We start from the raw sequence: 16,567 nt of genomic DNA, 5'->3' as shown, positions 1-16,567 counted from the left end.
ACTACCCCTCTGTCGGCAGAAAGCCATAGGTCCCAAGCCGGGCACGTATATGATCTGACTGGAGAAATTTCAGAAACGCAAGTGACGCTTCGGTCGGAGAGGTTCCAATTGCTGCCGCCGTGTAAATAATTGGGTCATGGCTTTCTTCGGGAAACAAACCCGCCTGAAAGACATCGGGAGCAGTGGCCGCATCACTGGCATAAACAATGCCGAACCGCACTTCCTTGAGAGTGACAAGATTCAGCGCCGCCCGCACGTTGTCGACCTGCACCGCCAAGGGTGCAACAGATTTCCAAAGGCCCAGATACTCCAGAGCTTCCCTGCCATATTGACCGGCTGGAACCGAATTTACCATCCCCATGGCAATCCGATCATCTGCGCCCAAATGCGCCAGTCGCTGCGCAATTGATTGCTCGCCCGTCAGTTCATCAGAGGAAACCAACGCTAGCCTATTGCGCAGCAAATCAAAACGATAAGCATCCGAAATCAAACCAGCGCCTGCCAGGTAATCCATCCATTGCTGGTTTGCGGAGACAAAAATCTGTGCCGGAGCACCAAGTTCGATTTGTCGGGCCAAGAGCGCTGACCCAGCGTAGCTGAAACTGGTGCTATGCCCTGTCTGCTTTTCGAACTCTTTGGCCAAACCATCAAATAGCGGTTTCATACTGGCGGCGGAAAAAACAGTAACAGTGTCGGCCATCGCCGAAACGGACCAGAGACCGACAAAAACCAGCGCAAATGCACCCGCACCCGCCCGCGTGAGCGAGCGGCGCATTTTGGTAAACTTCGGGGCGCGTCGAAAATAAGTCATGGCGTTCACCCAAAATGGGTGCTGCATCCCAAAACACAAGTCAACAAAGAGAAAAGCCGCACCAGTCAGGCACGGCTTTTCATAATCAAAATAACTGTCAGATCTATCAGAACAGCATAACGTCGCCTGAACCTGCAGCCGGTTTTGCCGGTGCGGCCGGAGCCGGGCGCGCCACTGTACGTTCGATGTTTTCAAGCGTTTGGTCGTTCTGTACGCGAGTTTGCTGTGCGGCACCTGAAACCGGATGGAACCGAACGCGGCGTGCAGAGGTGCCTCCAACACTGGAGGAGATACATGGGATACCCTCATCACGCAGAAAGCTCTGGATAAACGCCGCGTTTTTCGCTCCAATATCAGAAAGATTCACCGACATCTTGGCCCCACCAAACACTTTGGCTTGCAAGTTGCGCCGTTCGGCTCCCTTCTTCATGACACCGTTGATCAAAAGCTCCATAGCGTGCACACCATAGCGTGCACTGGCAGCCCCACCTCCGTTGGCATGCGCCAGCAGAAAATGGTTCATTCCTCCAACGCCGTTTTTCTCATCATAGATGCAGGCGGCAATACAGGAGCCAAGAACAGTCGACAAAACCACATTCGGGTCGGTCGTCAGCTGGTACTCACCCTGGAGAACCGTAACAGTCTTTTTATTCATGAAAGCATTGCTCACGGTAGGTTCCTTCCCGAATTCGTTCTATGTCTTACAGGCTTGAAGTAGCGTGGTCGCCATGCGCGACAACGAGATTTGTTTCTGGGCACCGCCGTTCTCCCATGCCACACGTGGCATGCCATAAACGACGGAGCTTTGTTCATCTTGCGCAAAGGTTGTGGCGCCAGCTTTACGCAGTTCCAACAAGCCTTTTGCACCATCCTGCCCCATTCCGGTGAGAATGGTCGCAACAACTTCGCGTGCAAACGGGACCGCCGAAGTAAACAATGCATCGACCGATGGCATGTGGCCTGAAATAGGCGGCCCATCTTTCATACGCGTGCGCAGAGGTTTGCGCTGGGACATGCCAAAATGGCGAGTTTGCCCTGCAGCTACGTAAACTCGGCCACTCTCAATCGGCAGATTATCATCTGCTGGAACAACTTTGGCCGGGCAGATACGGTCCAGAAGTGAAACCAACCCTTGCCCAAAGTTTTTCCCGGTATGCTGGACGATCAATGTCGGCGGGCAATTGGCCGGAAATCCAACCAGAACATTGCGCAACGCTTCAACGCCTCCCGTTGAAGATCCGATCAGAATCATTTTGTTCGACCGCGGCCCTGCTGTAGAAGACAGGCCACCGGTTCGCGCCGCCGGTTGGTTGCGGCGTGGCGCCTTCACCATCATATCATAGTACTGAACAAACTGCCGCGGGCTGTCAGATTTGGTCAGTTCGAAAATACCGGCGCCAACATTCAGGAGCGGTGATGCATTGCGTGCAGGTGCAGCATTCATGTCATCCATGACAGAAACCCACCGCACGTCCAACGCATTGAAGAGCGCGAGCATCATCTCAAACTCAGGTAGCTTGGTGAACCCGTCCTCGACAAATGCAAATGTCGGCTGGCTCGCTTCCGCTTGGTTATAAGCCATCATCAGATTGTTCGCCAACAACACCTGCATACCCGCATAGGCTGATTGCAAATTGCTTTGCAAACTGCGCGCGAAGTGTTTGTCGGTTGTAATAATTAAAACGCAAGAGGATGGCAAATCAGCACCTTTAGTTTTGTCCGGCACCAAATGCCGCATGTATTCGATTCTTAACGGGCGAGTTCGATCTCTCTGCCTTGGTCGTCCGTTGAAAGAATTCACCCGAAAATCTTTCGGAAGAGTTTCCCGGCAGATCATTTTTGCGCTCTCAGAGCAAAATGTACCGTTTTTAACCCGCGTTTCGTTCTGAAACCGTTTTAAGTTAACTGTTTCGGCAGTGAATTGACGCCGAATAGCGTCAATCAAACATGCGCCCGGTAAAACACGAATCTTTTGTACATGTTTCAAACGGTCTCGTCTCGGACGATTTAGCTCTCGCCGCACCTCTTATGAGAATATTGAAAACACGGCCTGGCCTCTCATTATAATAGGACGGAAGAATTTTCGATTTGTGGAAAATTCGAGAAATTCCACGGCCCCATCTACATAAAAAAATGCGCTACCTTGGCCCGGCTCGGCAATCAAATATTAAGGCCCACGTCCTACGAATATTGCATCGAAAGTCAAATCTGTCGCCAACAACGGGGGTGCGAATCGCTGGACATGTCGATGGAAGCACAAAAATTCTCATTGGATTTGCCAAATCCATTCGCCGAGCTTGACCCGCTTATCAATTTCCTGCGCGGAGCTCAGGCAAAAGCGGTTGAGATCGACTGCAGCAATGTAAAAGTCATGCCGTCGCGCGGACTGCAATTGCTGCTGAGCGCCGAACAACAATGGCGTTCAGAAGGGTTAGGTTTTTCCGTAACCAATATCGGCGAAACCTGCCGCAAATCTCTGACCCTCCTGGGCCTTGAACCCACCCGATTTGAAGACGAGGAAACAGCATGAAGACCAAAGTTCTGGCAATCGACGATTCCCGCACCATCCGGAATCTGCTTGCAGCCGCCCTGGAAGAGGCCGGCTTCGAATATCACAGCGCCGTTGATGGCCGCGAAGGTGTCGACATGTACCCAAGCGTTGCCCCCGACGTTGTGATCACCGACATCAACATGCCGAATCTAGACGGTTTCGGTGTGATCGAAGAATTGCGCGGAACCAAAATCAACTCCAAAGTTCCAATCCTGGTTTTGACGACCGAAAGCGCACCGGAACTGAAAGTCCGTGCACGCGATGCGGGTGCAACTGGCTGGATTACCAAACCTTTTGATGATCAGTCACTGATCTTTGCTCTGAAGCGCGTTACGGGAGCAGCGGCATAAGATGTCGGGGTCGATTCAAGATACATTCTTTGAGGAGTGTGAAGACCTCCTCGAAGCAATGGACGAGGGTCTGACCGCCATCGAAGGTGGCGAACATGACCAAGAGGTTGTGAACGCAGTTTTTCGCGCCGTCCACTCCATCAAAGGTGGCGCTGGAGCTTTCGGGCTCGACGAACTGGTGGGCTTTGCTCACAAGTTTGAGACTGTGTTTGACGAGTTGCGCAGCGGCAAGCTGGAGTTTGACGCATCGCTCATCCAACTGTTGCTACGCTCCAGTGACCACCTTGCAGATTTGGTGGCCACAGCACGTGACGGTGGTTCGACCGATGAGGCACACCACAATGTGCTGATCGAAGCGCTGCAAAAATACATTCCCGAGGAGGAGGAAGACCTCACCTTTGAACCCATGGGTCTAGGTGGTGGAATGGATACCGGCTTTGCACCTGCACCAATTGCGGAAGATAAGGAACGCACATACGAGATCCGCTTCCATCCCCTGAAAGAAATGTATGGCACCGGCAACGAGCCTTATTTCTTGTTTCAGGCATTGTCTGAACTGGGTGAACTTGAAATCCGCATGAACGATTCGGAGCTTCCAGGGTTCGACACTATTGATGTCAGCGAAAGCTACATCTCTTGGGAGATGACCCTGAAATCCAAAGAATCGACGTCTTCGATCGAAGCTATTTTTGAATTCGTCGAAGGCCTTTGCGAGTTGTCCATTTCGTCAGATGGCGATGCCGAAGACGAAGCCAATGCACTTGCTGCCTTGAACGCGGCTTTTGGTACCGGCGACGACGCAGCCCCAGAGGCGGACACACCCGCCCCTTTTGAGGCTCCGGTTCCCGCACCCGAAGCAGAGGCTTCGGCACCCGCCGAAGGAAAAGCTTCGTCTCCCAAGGCCGAGACCGCCAAGACGGAGCAACGAGGCCCCAAGCCTACTCTCCGTGTCGATCTTGAGCGGGTGGACCGGTTAATTAACGCCGTGGGAGAACTCATCATCAACCACTCCATGCTCGCGCAGCAGATCGCGAACTTGGACGCGGGAGATGTGCGAGACGTTGAAACTGAGCTCGAAGGGTTCAAAAACCTGGCGCGTGATATCCAAGAAGGCGTCATGTCAATTCGAGCGCAACCGGTAAAGCCCCTGTTCCAGCGGATGGCGCGTATTGTTCGCGAAGCGTCTTCTGCCACAGGTAAAACCGCAAAGCTTGTGACCGAAGGAGAAGCAACAGAAGTCGATAAAACCGTTATCGAACGTTTGTCGGACCCTCTGACTCACATCCTGCGCAATGCGGTTGACCACGGTATCGAGAAACCTGAAGACCGTGAGGCCGCAGGCAAAGAAAAAGCGGGTGAAATTCGCCTGACAGCATCACATCGCTCCGGCAGCGTTTGTATCGAAATCAAAGACGACGGTGCAGGTGTGAATCGCCCGCGGGTCAAACAGATTGCGATTGAAAAAGGGTTGATCCCTGAAAACGCAGAGCTGACGGACTCTGAAATCGATAACCTCCTGTTCTTGCCAGGTTTCTCAACAGCCAAGGAAGTCTCCAATCTTTCAGGGCGTGGCGTTGGCATGGATGTGGTCAAGAATGCGGTAACCGGATTGGGTGGTCGCATAAACATCACGTCGACACCCGGCCAAGGATCAACCTTCACCATTATTTTGCCTCTTACGCTGGCGGTAATGGATGGGATGGTCGTTTCGGTCGCAGACCAGACCATGGTAGTGCCGATCACGTCTATTGTTGAAACAATGCGCGGCAGCGATGACATGATTAACAACCTTGGCGCAGATGGGACCCTTTTGTCGATCCGAGGCAATTTTGTCCCGATTTGCGACGTAGCCGGAGCGCTTGGCCTGCGTCACTTCAGCAATGACCAACCGCCGGGTGTCTACCTCCTGGTCGAAACAGAAACCGGCCAACGCAGCGCGCTCGCAGTCGATGACATCTTCGACCAGCGCCAAGTCGTGATCAAAAGCCTTGACGGCGTGTGTGGCAACATTCCCGGCGTCGCTGCGGCAACCATTCTTGGCGATGGTAAAATAGCCATGATCCTTGATCCAGAAAGCATCATTGCGGCCTCGCCCTCGGCAGCCGCCTTTGACACAGAGCGGAGAATGAGCAATGCAATCGCAAGCTGAAGTCAAACAGTCTGACCACGAGGTCAAACATACCCAGTACAGTGAGTTCGTCAGCTTTTCGGTTGCGGGCCAGGCGTTTTGCCTGAAAATCACACAGATCCGAGAGATCCGTCGCTGGTCGCCGGTCACCATCCTGCCTCATGCACCGTCTGACGTGCTCGGGGTGATGAACTTGCGCGGTGCAGTGATCCCTATTTATGATCTTTCCGCTCGCTTTGGCCTGCACCAGACAGAAGCCACCGAACGCAACGTCGTTATTGTTGTCGCCGTACACGGCAAACAGGTTGGCCTCTTGGCAGAATCCGTGTCCGAGATCATCTCGATCAACCCGGAAGAGATTCAGGACACGCCACAGGTCGATAGCCGCAACACTATGGAGTACATCCAGGGCATCATCTCTCATAATGATACAATGGTGCGGATTATCAATCTGGACGCTGTGATCACTGCCCCGGAACAGGTGATGCTGTGACAATAGAACGACCCATCGATCCCAGCGGTCAGGATCTTTCCATGACCGATGCCGACTTTGAAATCGTCTCCCAATACGCTCACAAGCATTTTGGGCTGGCGATGTCGAGCAGCAAGAAGCCTCTGGTCTCCTCCCGACTGGCGCGGCGTCTGCGGCACCTGAGGATCGATAAATTCAAAGACTATATCAAGCAGCTGGACGGCCCGAACGCCGAAAACGAAAAGAACGAGCTCCTGTCTCTACTGACAACAAATGTGACGCATTTCTTCCGAGAACCGCATCACTTTGAAACTCTGCGTGACGAAGCTCTGCCACCGGTTATCGAAAAAGCGCGCCGGGGTGGGCGCTTGCGGATTTGGTCGGCTGGCTGCTCCACCGGCCAAGAGCCCTACTCCATTGCGATGCTCTTGAAGTCGATGTGTCCGGATATTGCCAGTTTAGATGCGAAAATTCTGGGAACGGATATTGACCCGGTGGTGGTTCGAAAAGCGCAGGCTGCAAAATACCCATTGGACGAACTGGCGCAGATCCCCAAAGAGTTCAAACCGAAAGATCTAAATGGAGATACGATGCCCCCCAGCATTAAATCTCTCATTACCTTCGGGACTCTAAATCTTATCCAGCCTTTTCCGTTTAAGGGAAAGTTTGACGCTATTTTTTGTCGAAATGTTGCGATCTATTTCGACAATCCAACTCAGCAAAATGTTTGGAGCGCATTTCAGCGTGCTCTGAATCCCGGCGGATATCTTTTTATCGGCCACTCCGAGCGCATGTCAGGGCCCGCATCAGCCCATTTTAAGACTGCAGGCATTACAACTTACATCAACACGCCAGCCGGTGGGAGTACTTGAGTAATCCGGTCGGCAAGCCAATGAGGAAATAACATGGGCCTTAAAGATCAGTTGAGAGTGATGGTTGTTGACGATATGTCCACCAGCCGCGGCATTCTAACCCAATGCTTGGATGAGCTGGGCATCAGCAACTACATGGTAGAGAACAATGGACAGTCAGCTTATGAAAAGCTGACCAAAACCCCCGTGCATCTGGTTCTCTCGGATTACAACATGCCGGGCATGGACGGGTTGGGGCTGTTGAAAGCTCTTCGTGAACACCGCGTAACCCAACGCGTCGGTTTCATCCTGGTAACCGGTAAACCAACGCCGGAAGTCATCGAAGTTGGCAAACGTCTTGGTCTGAACAACATCATCCGCAAACCGTTTACGGTTGCGACGATGAAACAGTCGATCGAGCAAGTTGTAGGTCGTCTGTAAAAATGAGCCAACCGGAGAACGCTATAAACGATCTCTGTGCGGTATCAGCACGCGAGATGCGCCAGCTACAGGAGAAAGTGCAAGTTCTTGAAGACGTGGTATTGACCGTTTTTGAGCGTGGCACGAAACCGAACAGCCAGGAAATCCGCGCGCTGCAAGATTTTGACCTTGTGTCTCAAACACTGGCGGGCATGTCCAGTTTCTTTGAAAAACTGCGCGAACAAAACGAACAACATGGTGTTGCGGATCTCGAAAGGGCTAGCGAGACGGTGACTTTGGAAAAGTTACGAAATCGCCTGCGCGATCAGAGTGATCCAGCCGACGCCTAAACGATTGAAACGCCGCTCCTGATATGGGCGGCGTTTCGCATTAGGCTTTGTCGATTTCAAGCCTTCCCCTTGATCCTCCCCCAGTGAAGTTGTCCTCCGCTATGTTTAAAACAACGGAAGACCCGCGATGACCATTAAGAGACCGAAGCCTAGGGAGATTGTCGTGAAGCTGCGGCAGGTTGAAGTACTGATGGGTCAAGGCATGCCCCTGATTGATGCAATCAGACAGATCGGCGTGACTGAACAGACATTCTATCGCTGGAGTGCAGGCGGATGAAGAAAAGCGTCCAGTGGACGGTTTTCCCGCCAAACAAGTACGGTGGCATGGGTACAGAGCCGCTTAAGGAACTGAAACGGCTTCAGAATTGGAGCCGGTCAAGCGAACGATCTGGGAGATCGTTTGTCAGGCGGAACAACGAGAGCCTGCGTAGGGCGGTTTCTGATCTGACGCCGGACGAATTGGTTCTGTCCGAGGCCGCAAAGGGAGTTTGCAGCGGTTCCCGAAGGGGTGGACGATCCAGTGGATCGTTCAAGCCCACAAACGGGCGGGGCCCCTGAGCCCCTCGCGCCGCCGCGCCGGCATCGATCCACACAGAGACGAGAGCCGGTTGGTCGGAGGCGCATGCCAGGGCATCTCAGGATCAAACCAGACAGATAGCGATCCGCGCTGCCTCAACGCGTCGGCCATTGTGCTCGAAGCAATGGCGCATCAATGGCCAACTGTACGAAGGCCAGTTCCTGGTCTTGTACGTCGTAGAGGACCAACTGCTCATGCAAGATTGCTACCCTACTGGATTCGAACAGGAATTCCCTCGCCCCATTTGTGCAACAAAGCCCCTGTAAGGCCGCGGACAGGCGATCCAACACACCCGTATCTGCCCAATGGCGCATCCGAGTGTAGACCGTGTGCCAGTTGCCAAAGCGCGAGGGCAGAGCGCGCCATTTGCAGCCATTTTCGGCGACAAACAGGATGGCGTTTCTGATTGTCAGGTTGGACATCCGTACATTGCCGCGCTGAATTGGCAAATGTGGGGCACTCACGGCGTGCTGATCTTCAGTTATCTCATTCATAACAGATAGATGTAATCACCGCCTGCAAAGCTGTAAGGGACCTGGTTTGTTGACCCCATCAGGGCAAGCGGTCAAAACCGCGCAAACAGGCCCCTCTCGGCAGATTTGCGTTGCAAACAGCCAGCCGGACAATGGGAATACATGACTGCTTCTTACAAACGCACAAATCAGATCAAAAAGGACTTGCTACACAGGAGCCATCCACGCATCTCATTCGCTGCGGATGCGGCGAAGAGCGGAGGTGCATAGGGCATTTGCCCGATCGCTCAGTTCGTCACCGCACGATGGGCCACGATGACCGCGTTGCCGGTCCTGTCCTTTAAAACTTCGCTGTCGATGCGGTAAGCGCGGTTCAGGCATGGTGCTTGCAGCACGTCCGCGGTAGATCCCGCCATGACCAGCCTCCCGTTTTCGAGAAAGACGATTTGGTCGGCATAGCGCGCCGCAAGGGTCAGGTCATGCAGGGCGGCGAAGATCAGCCGCGTCGAGGACAGGGTGCGCAGGTGGTCCAGCACCTCGAGTTGGTGGTGCAGGTCCAGCGCGCTTGTTGGCTCGTCCAATATCAACACGCGCGGGTCGCGGATCAGGCGTTGTGCCAGCAGGACGCGTTGTTGTTGCCCACCGGACAAACGATCCATGCGGCGATCAGACAACGCGCCAAGGTTCAGCACCGCCAATGCGCGGGCGACCTCGGCACGGTCTTGGGCGGTGATACGCCAGCCTAGTCGCTCACGTCGCCCAAGCAATACGCAATCGGCCACGCTCATCGCTGCCGAAACCGCGAAATCCTGCGGCATGAACCCGATGCGTTCCGGCGCGGGCCATGCCCCGTCCAGACTGCGCGTGCCGCCATGTGCGATCACCCCGGCCAGCGCCTTGAGAAGCGTCGATTTGCCCGCGCCATTCGGGCCGATCACGGCGACCATCCCGGTCGATGGCAGACGCAGCGCGTCGATCCGCAGCAGGCGGCGGCGGGCGGCGTCGACGGTGAAACCCTCCAAGATCAGGCTCATCTTCGTCCTTTCATCAAAATGATCGCCAGCAACATCGGGATGCCGGCGATTGCGGTGATGATGCCCACCGGGATCACCGCGCCGGGCGAGATCGCCTTGCCGATGACAGAGGCCGCGACCAGCACCACCGCGCCCATGATCCCTGCCATCGGCAGGCCGAACCGGTGATCCTCGCCCACCAGCGACCGCCCGACATGCGGCGCGATCAGCCCGACGAACCCGATGGTACCGGTGAAACTGACCGCGCCCGCCGTCAGCAGGGCCACAAGGACAAGCACGCGGCGGCGCAGGGCTTCGACATTCAGCCCAAGGCTGGCGGCATTCCCATCGCCAAGGCGCAGCGCGGTCAGGTTCCAGACCTCGCGCAGGATGAATGGCAAGGTCACCGCAAGGATGAGGCAAAGCACCTTGACGCTGGTCCAGCTGGCCTTGAGCAGGCTGCCAAAAAGCCAGAACACGATCTGTTGCAGCACCTCGGGCGCGGCCATGAATTGCAGCAGCGATTGCAGCGACTGGAACAGGAACAAGACGGCGATGCCTGCCAGCACCAGCATCTCGGGCGACGCACCGCGATAGCGCGCGACAAGATAAACCAGTGCGGCGGCGACCAGAGTGGCGGCAAAAGCCGCAAGCGGCACGCCGATCCAGATGGCGACGGGCAGCGCCGTGCCGAACAGGATCACCAGCGCAGCACCAAAACCAGCCGCCGCCGAAAACCCCAGCGTATAAGGGCTGGCCAGCGAGTTGTTAAGGATGGTCTGCATCATCAGGCCTGCTATTCCCAAGGTGCAGCCAACCAGTGCCGCCATGATCGTTTGCGGCATCCTCAGGTTCCACAGGATGACGGCAAGGCGGCGATCCTCGCCGCCCGGCCCATCCGCCAGACCGCGCAGCACATCGCCCAGCGGCAATCCCGCCGGGCCGGTGATAAGATCGGCCACCATCAGACAGAGCAACAGGACGAGGGCGGCGCAAACCGCCCCCGCCTGACCCAACCCAAAGCGCCGGGCGGCGCTTTGGTCACTGGTTACAACACTCATTCCGCCTGCATCACGAAGGTGCCAACGGGTTCGATCGGCAGCCAATCGGCATAGAATTGGGCCAGCTCGGCTTCTGGATCGACATCGACAAAGGTTTCGGGATGCAGCGCCTTTCCGAGAAACCGGAAATAGGCGAAATCCGACAGTGTGCGTGTGCCGCCATGGTAGATGCCGTAGACCTTGCCGTTTTGCACCGCAGGCAGATCGGCCCACCCTGCACGGGCTTTATAGGCGTCGATCCGCTCTTGCGCCAAACCCTTGTCGGCACCAAACCCCATCGGCACAGAAGCTGGGCGATCCAGCCATTCTGACCCGGACAAAAGGATGGCCTCGGGTGCTTCGGCCAGCACGTACTCCGGCGACAGGGGACCCCAGTTTTCGATCTGCCCATTGGCGATATTCTGTCCTTTGAGTCGGTCGATAATGCCGCCCCACATGCCCCCGGCATAGGAATTGCCGACCTCGTCTGGGCCCTTCTGAGCCAGTTCGACATAGACCTTGGGCCGCGCATCCGACCGGGCCACGCGGGCTTCGGTGTCAGCGGTCATTTCGGCATAGAGCGTGGCCAATGCATCGGCCCGATCCGTGGTGCCCATGGCCAGGCCCAAGGCATGGGTCGAAGCAAGGTGTCCTTCCAGCGTCTGCGCATTGTAGTCCAGCACCAGAACCGGGATGTCCGCGGCGTCGAACTGCGCCGCCGTTTCGCCCAGAGCGTCATATTGCCAACCAGCAAGGATCACGAGATCCGGATCTGTCGCAATGGCGCTTTCGATCGAAAAGGTGGACGACTCGGTATTGCCCACGTCCGGCAGAGCGGCCAGTTGCGGGAAGGTCTGGGTGTAAGCCTGCCATTGCTTGGGCCGCCACTCGGCCCAAGGGCCGCGCGACAGGCCGACGATCTTGTCGACAGCGCCCTCGCCCGCCACCGCAAGGTAATCCTCATAGTAAAAGCCCAGCATCACCCGTTCCGCGGGTGCCTCCAGCGTCACGGAGCGGTTCCGCAGGTCCGTGATGGTAATCTCTGCCATGGCAGATGTCCCCAGCAGCGCGGCGATGCAGGTGGTCAAAACCAGTTTCATTCTGTGTCCTTTCAGGGTGTAAGTGTTTCAGGCAGCGCGGCGCGCAAGCGCCGTGCCGGTCATGGCGTTCAGGGTGCAGGCATCCAGCACCCGAATGCGTGTCGGAGAGGGCAAGGCGATGATCCCAGCCTTTTCAATCGCGCGCATCTGGCGTGAGACTGTTTCCAGCGTCAGGCCAGTCAATTGACCCAGCTCGCAACGGCTGAGCGGCAGATGCATCTCATCCGGCGTGCCCTGACGGTCGGAGAACCACGCTAACAGGGCGGCCACGCGTTCCGACGCTGTCATGCGCCCCAGCAGAACCTGCCAGCGTTGCGCCTCGGCCAGTTGGTCTTGCACAAGACCCAGAAGGTTCAGCCGAAGGCGCGGGACCATCGCGGCCAGCCGGTCAAAGTCATCGCGCCTGCAGGTCAGAACCTCGCTCGGCCCGATGGTCGACAACTGCCCCTGCGCCCTGCGCGGCAACAACGGCGACAGGGTTTCGCCCGCAAAGGTCAGCGCGAAAAGACGCCTGTGACCGTCGCGCATGCGCATGTCTTCACGCAGCGCGCCGACGCGGACCAGCGCGACAAAGGGCGCATCCGAGGGATCATGAGGCAGTGCAGCGCCATCGGCAAAGGTTTCCAGCGCAAAACCCCGCCGCACAAGGCGCAATTGGTTGTAGGATAGCCCCCGAAACAGGGCTGGTCGTGTGGCCACGGACCGCGCAGGCGCAGGGTCGGGCCACGGTTGAAGCAACGCAGTCATACGGTTAATCCTTGTCTCATGGATTGAACAAGGGGGCGCTGTGCCCCCGGCTGACGGGTCAGGCCAGACAGGGTGGCGCGCGGGCGCGGTTGCCCGACGGGGCGCGTTGGCGGGTGGGAGACGCCCGATCGTGACTGCCCAGATTGGCGGGGCGCAAATCTAGAGCCAAGGCGACAGGCTGCGGCGGCGTTAGGTCGACGCTGCCGATGGACAGCTGCACGCAATGGGTCTGGACATGGTCGGTATCGTGGTCTTCGACCGGAACGGTCCGGCCATCGTCGGTCAGCCAGACCTCTTGCGGGCCATCTGTTGTGCACAGGACAAGCCGCATCCCGTGAGCCCCACCCGCACGCATCATCCCCTCGGGCACCGAACCGGTGCCGAGAAGCGCCAACAGCAGCAGCGCACGCGTTATGAGGCCGACCAGAGGCACCCGTCAGTGTCCGGAATGGTCCATCGTCGAATGATCCGCGCCATCGGCGGGATCGACCATGAATTCCACTGCAACCTCGCCCGCGTGGCGAAAGATCAGCGTCGCGGGGATCATGTCGCCCTCGGCGACCGTGCCGGTCAGGCCCATGAACATCACATGCATCCCGCCGGGTTCCAGATTGACAACCTCGCCCGGGGCGATGGGCACACCGATCACCGGGCGCATCTTGGCGATGTCTTCCTCGAAAACCGTCGTGTGCAGGGTTGTCGAGGCGGCAAAAGGGCTGCGAACCCCGACCAATTCTTCGGGCGTGTTTCCCTCGTTTGAGATGGTTACATAGCCCGCGGCGGATTTGGCCATACCAGCGGGGAGCGGGATCGACGGGTGGATGATATGCAGGGTGCCGGCCATCTGGTCATGGGCCATAGCGGGCGTGGCCAGCAACATCAGGGCAAAAAGCGCGCGTTTCATGTCTGTCCTTTCTTCATGGGTCTTTATGGATCAGCCCGGTTGATCCGGGCGGGGTGATCACCCGGCCATGGGTCGGCATGGGCGGGGTTGGTCAGGAATGTCTGGTCGGTCAGGCTGTGCAAAAAGGCGATGATGTCGTCGATTTCCGCCTCGGTCGCCTGAAAGCCGACGATCATGCCATCCTGATTGGCGTGGCCCTCGCGCCCGCCGCGGGCGTAATGCGCCAGCACGCCGCGCAGATCGGGGATCGACCCGTCATGCATATAGGGGGCCGTCACCGCGACATTGCGCAGGCTTGGTGTGCGAAACAACCCGGCATCTCCGGGCTCTCCGGTGATCTCGATCCGGCCGGGTGCGCTGGCGGGATAGGCGGCATAAAGCCCGGTGTTATGAAACCCGATTTCGACCCAAGGGCTGCCCTCGCGTTGGAAATTATCGGTGAACAGCACCCCTTGATGGCAATGATAGCATTCGAACCGATGGTCAAAGAACAACTGCTCGCCCCGCTTGGCGGCCTCTGACAGCGCGTCCAGATCGCCGCCGTATTTGAACCTGTCATAGGGGCTGTCAAACGACATGAGGCTGCGCTGGAACGCCGCCAGCGCCCGAGTCACGGTGAACAGATCAGGCTCTGTCCGGTCGGGAAAGGCAGCGACAAAGGCCGTGCCATAATACGGGTCCGCCGCGAGGGTGGCGAAAATGCGGGCCTCTTGCCCGGTTGCGCCCATCTCGTCCGGGGCCTCGCCGAACAGCGGCACCAGCGCCTGAAACTCAAGCGAGATCATATGCGGATTGGCCCATGCGTTCACCGGAAAATAGGCCACATTGGCAAGGCTGGGCGCATTGAGGTTGCCCACGGTGCCATGAATTCCAACCGCCCGGTCGCGCCCGTCGGTAAAGGCGCGCACGGGGTCGTGGCAGGATGCACATGCCACGGAACCATCCCCCGACAGGCGAGCGTCATAGAACAGGTGCCGACCAAGATCGACCTTGGCGGCGCTCATCGGGTTATCCTCAGGCACGGGCGGGCGCGGCATCCAGTCCGGCAGGGGCCAGTCGAACCCCCCTTCGGCCTGTGCCGGGGCCATCACAGCCCCGGCCAAAAGCGCCAGCACCACGCCAAGCGCGGCGCGTCGCATGGCTTAGCGCGCGCGGATCAGGGCTTGGTCGTCGGCAGGCACGTCGCCATAGCCGAGCCCCAGCTTTGCCATCACCGTCATGCAATCCTCATCGCCGGGAAAGGACATGCAGCCCGGAGATGTCTCCGGCGCATTGACGCGCAGATCGGCACCCGCCACCACATCTGCCGGGTCGATCACGACCGTCTGCGTCTCCGGGTCGAACCCCTCCAGCCTGATTTCCATCAGATTGGGGTTCTTGCACGGGGCCTTGGGGGCATCGGTCTTGCCATCCGAGGCGCACATTGTGGACCCAAGGTGCAGGAACCAGCCCTTTGGCCCGTCTTCGCTGCGATCGGTCGGAACCATGTCGATCCGCACGAATTTGTAACCGCCACGCCAGTTCCAGAACATCGAAGTCAGGTTCAGCGGCGACGGTGCCGTGGTAGGGTCGCCATGGTTCATAGCGAACGGCACGCCGACCTTAAAGGTGACGCCAGTGTAGTCGCCCTCTGCAACGGTGCCTTGCAATGCGGTGTTTATCGGCTCGGTGCCATTGACGCAGGCGGCGCGGCCATCCTCAAAATCCAGCAGCGCTACGCCCGCATGTTGCCAATCGCTTTCGTCCAGGGTCACAGGCGCGCGGCTGCCATCGGCGGCGACCATCGCTACATCGCTGACATAGAGCCGGAAATCAGTGCCACGGACGGCAGCGCCTGTTCTGCCAAGGCCAGCATATGTGGCATCACAGGCAAAGGGCTGCCCGCCGATCTCAGCTGCGAAATTGATGGTCACAGGTTGATCGGCAAAGGCCGGGGTCGCAGCAAGCGCCGCGAGAACTGCGAATTTCTTCATTATGGTCTCCAACTATCTGACCCTGGCGACAGGCCGGGCGTGTTTTACGAAAAGATCGGAAAACTCAGACGGTTGGTGGGGCCCTTGCTGAGTGGGTCGCTTCGACGGTGAGCGCGTGCAGAACCCGTGGGGCCGTCGTCCACTCGGCCGGATCAAGCGAAAGCTGGATCACAATCTCAGTAATTGCCGGGACAGGCAGGGACATTGCAGCATGCAGGCGGCAGGCTTCGCAATCAGACGGGGCACCGTCACCATCGACATCGCCACAAATCGCGCCCGCATCCAGACCAAAGGCCTGCATATAGGCGGTTGCGGCCTGATCATCTGGGGTGGCGAAACGATGCCCGAAACCCGAACTCGCCAAGGCGAGAACCAGCAACGCTACCGCGACCCGCAAGGATGATATGCCAAACAACCGTTCCATGGTGGAAGTTTGATAGCACAAGTTCACCATTGCGCAAGCTCAAGCAGGTTCTTGTGGCGATTCAGCCATTCGACAAGAACTCCACGGCAAAGTGACCGTCGCTTTCGCCATCTGGCAACTGGGCCTCGGTCCAATGCTGCAATAGCAATGGAAAGAGCCGATGGGGTGTATGGCGCCTGCTCCAACTTGAGGTAGAGTGCATCCAAACGAAGGAAACGAACAGAATAAAGAGATCACGGTTCAACGAAAAGCATATAATCGCGATTCTGAGGCAGCACGAGAGCGGTGTGTCCGTATCAAAACTGTGCCGTGAACATGGGAATAAGGCGGATCAGTGCCAGTTTTTACATCTATGGATGTCTCTCCCATTGCAAGGTTTTTCG

19 protein-coding genes and 2 pseudogenes are annotated in these 16,567 nt (G+C 57.3%); 8 read left to right on the top strand and 13 right to left on the bottom strand.

The window, feature by feature from the left end; translation table 11 throughout:
• Nucleotide 1: 1 nt before the first annotated feature.
• The 3 genes from modA to ACXAEW_RS20510 form a co-directional block, all read right to left on the bottom strand.
• Nucleotides 2-811, bottom strand: coding sequence for a molybdate ABC transporter substrate-binding protein (gene modA / locus ACXAEW_RS20520; RefSeq protein WP_474943203.1), 810 nt, complete (start codon nucleotides 809-811; stop codon nucleotides 2-4).
• A 106-nt stretch (nucleotides 812-917) separates the two neighbouring features.
• Entirely contained in the window at nucleotides 918-1,481 is a 564-nt protein-coding gene (locus ACXAEW_RS20515) for a chemotaxis protein CheD (RefSeq protein WP_474943202.1), read from the bottom strand.
• A 24-nt stretch (nucleotides 1,482-1,505) separates the two neighbouring features.
• Nucleotides 1,506-2,444: a CheB methylesterase domain-containing protein gene (locus tag ACXAEW_RS20510; protein ID WP_474943275.1), complete on the bottom strand. Its 939-nt coding sequence runs from the start codon at nucleotides 2,442-2,444 to the stop codon at nucleotides 1,506-1,508.
• A gap of 510 nt (nucleotides 2,445-2,954) precedes the next feature.
• Between ACXAEW_RS20510 and ACXAEW_RS20505 the strand changes: the two genes are divergently transcribed.
• From ACXAEW_RS20505 to ACXAEW_RS20470, 8 genes and pseudogenes are all read left to right on the top strand, one after another.
• Entirely contained in the window at nucleotides 2,955-3,341 is a 387-nt protein-coding gene (locus ACXAEW_RS20505; RefSeq protein WP_474943201.1) for an STAS domain-containing protein, read from the top strand.
• Complete coding sequence (locus tag ACXAEW_RS20500) at nucleotides 3,338-3,712, top strand: response regulator (RefSeq protein ID WP_474943200.1); 375 nt, start codon at nucleotides 3,338-3,340, stop codon at nucleotides 3,710-3,712. Before ACXAEW_RS20505 ends, ACXAEW_RS20500 begins: the two co-directional genes overlap by 4 nt.
• 1 nt (nucleotide 3,713) lies before the next feature.
• A complete protein-coding gene (locus ACXAEW_RS20495) occupies nucleotides 3,714-5,861 on the top strand; it encodes a chemotaxis protein CheA (RefSeq protein ID WP_474943199.1) in 2,148 nt (715 codons plus the stop codon).
• The gene (locus ACXAEW_RS20490) at nucleotides 5,845-6,333 is read left to right on the top strand and encodes a chemotaxis protein CheW (protein WP_474943198.1); all 489 of its coding nucleotides are present in this window, start codon (nucleotides 5,845-5,847) and stop codon (nucleotides 6,331-6,333) included. Before ACXAEW_RS20495 ends, ACXAEW_RS20490 begins: the two co-directional genes overlap by 17 nt.
• The gene (locus ACXAEW_RS20485; RefSeq protein WP_474943197.1) at nucleotides 6,330-7,184 is read left to right on the top strand and encodes a CheR family methyltransferase; all 855 of its coding nucleotides are present in this window, start codon (nucleotides 6,330-6,332) and stop codon (nucleotides 7,182-7,184) included. The genes ACXAEW_RS20490 and ACXAEW_RS20485 overlap by 4 nt, the downstream gene beginning before the upstream one ends.
• Nucleotides 7,185-7,217: 33 nt before the next feature.
• Nucleotides 7,218-7,604: a response regulator gene (locus ACXAEW_RS20480; protein WP_474943196.1), complete on the top strand. Its 387-nt coding sequence runs from the start codon at nucleotides 7,218-7,220 to the stop codon at nucleotides 7,602-7,604.
• 2 nt (nucleotides 7,605-7,606) lie between these two features.
• The gene (locus ACXAEW_RS20475; protein ID WP_474943195.1) at nucleotides 7,607-7,933 is read left to right on the top strand and encodes a hypothetical protein; all 327 of its coding nucleotides are present in this window, start codon (nucleotides 7,607-7,609) and stop codon (nucleotides 7,931-7,933) included.
• A gap of 127 nt (nucleotides 7,934-8,060) precedes the next feature.
• Nucleotides 8,061-8,549: pseudogene (locus tag ACXAEW_RS20470) on the top strand (hypothetical protein); the annotation flags it as partial.
• A 221-nt stretch (nucleotides 8,550-8,770) separates the two neighbouring features.
• Here the strand turns inward: ACXAEW_RS20470 and ACXAEW_RS20465 are convergent.
• The 10 genes and pseudogenes from ACXAEW_RS20465 to ACXAEW_RS20420 form a co-directional block, all read right to left on the bottom strand.
• Nucleotides 8,771-9,004 (bottom strand): annotated as a pseudogene (locus ACXAEW_RS20465) (transposase); the annotation flags it as partial.
• A gap of 266 nt (nucleotides 9,005-9,270) precedes the next feature.
• Entirely contained in the window at nucleotides 9,271-10,017 is a 747-nt protein-coding gene (locus tag ACXAEW_RS20460; protein WP_474943194.1) for an ABC transporter ATP-binding protein, read from the bottom strand.
• Complete coding sequence (locus ACXAEW_RS20455; protein WP_474943193.1) at nucleotides 10,014-11,057, bottom strand: FecCD family ABC transporter permease; 1,044 nt, start codon at nucleotides 11,055-11,057, stop codon at nucleotides 10,014-10,016. Before ACXAEW_RS20455 ends, ACXAEW_RS20460 begins: the two co-directional genes overlap by 4 nt.
• A complete protein-coding gene (locus tag ACXAEW_RS20450; RefSeq protein WP_474943192.1) occupies nucleotides 11,054-12,136 on the bottom strand; it encodes an ABC transporter substrate-binding protein in 1,083 nt (360 codons plus the stop codon). Before ACXAEW_RS20450 ends, ACXAEW_RS20455 begins: the two co-directional genes overlap by 4 nt.
• A 27-nt stretch (nucleotides 12,137-12,163) precedes the next feature.
• Entirely contained in the window at nucleotides 12,164-12,883 is a 720-nt protein-coding gene (locus tag ACXAEW_RS20445) for a Crp/Fnr family transcriptional regulator (RefSeq protein WP_474943191.1), read from the bottom strand.
• Between the two features lie 58 nt (nucleotides 12,884-12,941).
• On the bottom strand, nucleotides 12,942-13,316 hold the full coding sequence (locus ACXAEW_RS20440) for a DUF2946 family protein (RefSeq protein WP_474943190.1): 375 nt from the start codon (nucleotides 13,314-13,316) through the stop codon (nucleotides 12,942-12,944).
• A 3-nt stretch (nucleotides 13,317-13,319) separates the two neighbouring features.
• Nucleotides 13,320-13,787 carry a copper chaperone PCu(A)C gene (locus ACXAEW_RS20435; RefSeq protein ID WP_474943189.1) on the bottom strand — a complete coding sequence of 156 codons (468 nt, stop codon included), beginning with the start codon at nucleotides 13,785-13,787 and terminating at the stop codon, nucleotides 13,320-13,322.
• Nucleotides 13,788-13,810: 23 nt separating this feature from the next.
• On the bottom strand, nucleotides 13,811-14,926 hold the full coding sequence (locus tag ACXAEW_RS20430) for an MbnH family di-heme enzyme (protein WP_474943188.1): 1,116 nt from the start codon (nucleotides 14,924-14,926) through the stop codon (nucleotides 13,811-13,813).
• A 3-nt stretch (nucleotides 14,927-14,929) separates the two neighbouring features.
• Nucleotides 14,930-15,760: an MbnP family copper-binding protein gene (locus ACXAEW_RS20425; protein WP_474943187.1), complete on the bottom strand. Its 831-nt coding sequence runs from the start codon at nucleotides 15,758-15,760 to the stop codon at nucleotides 14,930-14,932.
• A 64-nt stretch (nucleotides 15,761-15,824) separates the two neighbouring features.
• Nucleotides 15,825-16,184 (bottom strand): polyketide synthase, encoded by a 360-nt coding sequence (locus ACXAEW_RS20420; protein WP_474943186.1) that lies wholly within the window; start codon nucleotides 16,182-16,184, stop codon nucleotides 15,825-15,827.
• Nucleotides 16,185-16,567: the final 383 nt, after the last annotated feature.

The sequence above is a fragment of the Epibacterium sp. ABZ3_068 genome, from assembly GCF_056159265.1.
The sequence above is the reverse complement of the archived record's forward strand: the minus strand, read 5'-3'. Positions and strand labels throughout refer to the sequence as shown.

Bases quoted from the DNA above. Each gene is read 5' to 3' on its own strand.
- ACXAEW_RS20480 (WP_474943196.1), top strand. From the start codon at position 7,218: ATGGGCCTTAAAGATCAGTTGAGAGTGATGGTTGTTGACGATATGTCC.
- ACXAEW_RS20475 (WP_474943195.1), top strand. From the start codon at position 7,607: ATGAGCCAACCGGAGAACGCTATAAACGATCTCTGTGCGGTATCAGCA.
- ACXAEW_RS20500 (WP_474943200.1), top strand. From the start codon at position 3,338: ATGAAGACCAAAGTTCTGGCAATCGACGATTCCCGCACCATCCGGAAT.
- ACXAEW_RS20420 (WP_474943186.1), bottom strand. From the start codon at position 16,184: ATGGAACGGTTGTTTGGCATATCATCCTTGCGGGTCGCGGTAGCGTTG.
- ACXAEW_RS20460 (WP_474943194.1), bottom strand. From the start codon at position 10,017: ATGAGCCTGATCTTGGAGGGTTTCACCGTCGACGCCGCCCGCCGCCGC.
- ACXAEW_RS20425 (WP_474943187.1), bottom strand. From the start codon at position 15,760: ATGAAGAAATTCGCAGTTCTCGCGGCGCTTGCTGCGACCCCGGCCTTT.
- ACXAEW_RS20495 (WP_474943199.1), top strand. From the start codon at position 3,714: ATGTCGGGGTCGATTCAAGATACATTCTTTGAGGAGTGTGAAGACCTC.
- ACXAEW_RS20445 (WP_474943191.1), bottom strand. From the start codon at position 12,883: ATGACTGCGTTGCTTCAACCGTGGCCCGACCCTGCGCCTGCGCGGTCC.
- ACXAEW_RS20455 (WP_474943193.1), bottom strand. From the start codon at position 11,057: ATGAGTGTTGTAACCAGTGACCAAAGCGCCGCCCGGCGCTTTGGGTTG.
- modA (WP_474943203.1), bottom strand. From the start codon at position 811: ATGACTTATTTTCGACGCGCCCCGAAGTTTACCAAAATGCGCCGCTCG.
- ACXAEW_RS20430 (WP_474943188.1), bottom strand. From the start codon at position 14,926: ATGCGACGCGCCGCGCTTGGCGTGGTGCTGGCGCTTTTGGCCGGGGCT.
- ACXAEW_RS20490 (WP_474943198.1), top strand. From the start codon at position 5,845: ATGCAATCGCAAGCTGAAGTCAAACAGTCTGACCACGAGGTCAAACAT.
- ACXAEW_RS20450 (WP_474943192.1), bottom strand. From the start codon at position 12,136: ATGAAACTGGTTTTGACCACCTGCATCGCCGCGCTGCTGGGGACATCT.
- ACXAEW_RS20435 (WP_474943189.1), bottom strand. From the start codon at position 13,787: ATGAAACGCGCGCTTTTTGCCCTGATGTTGCTGGCCACGCCCGCTATG.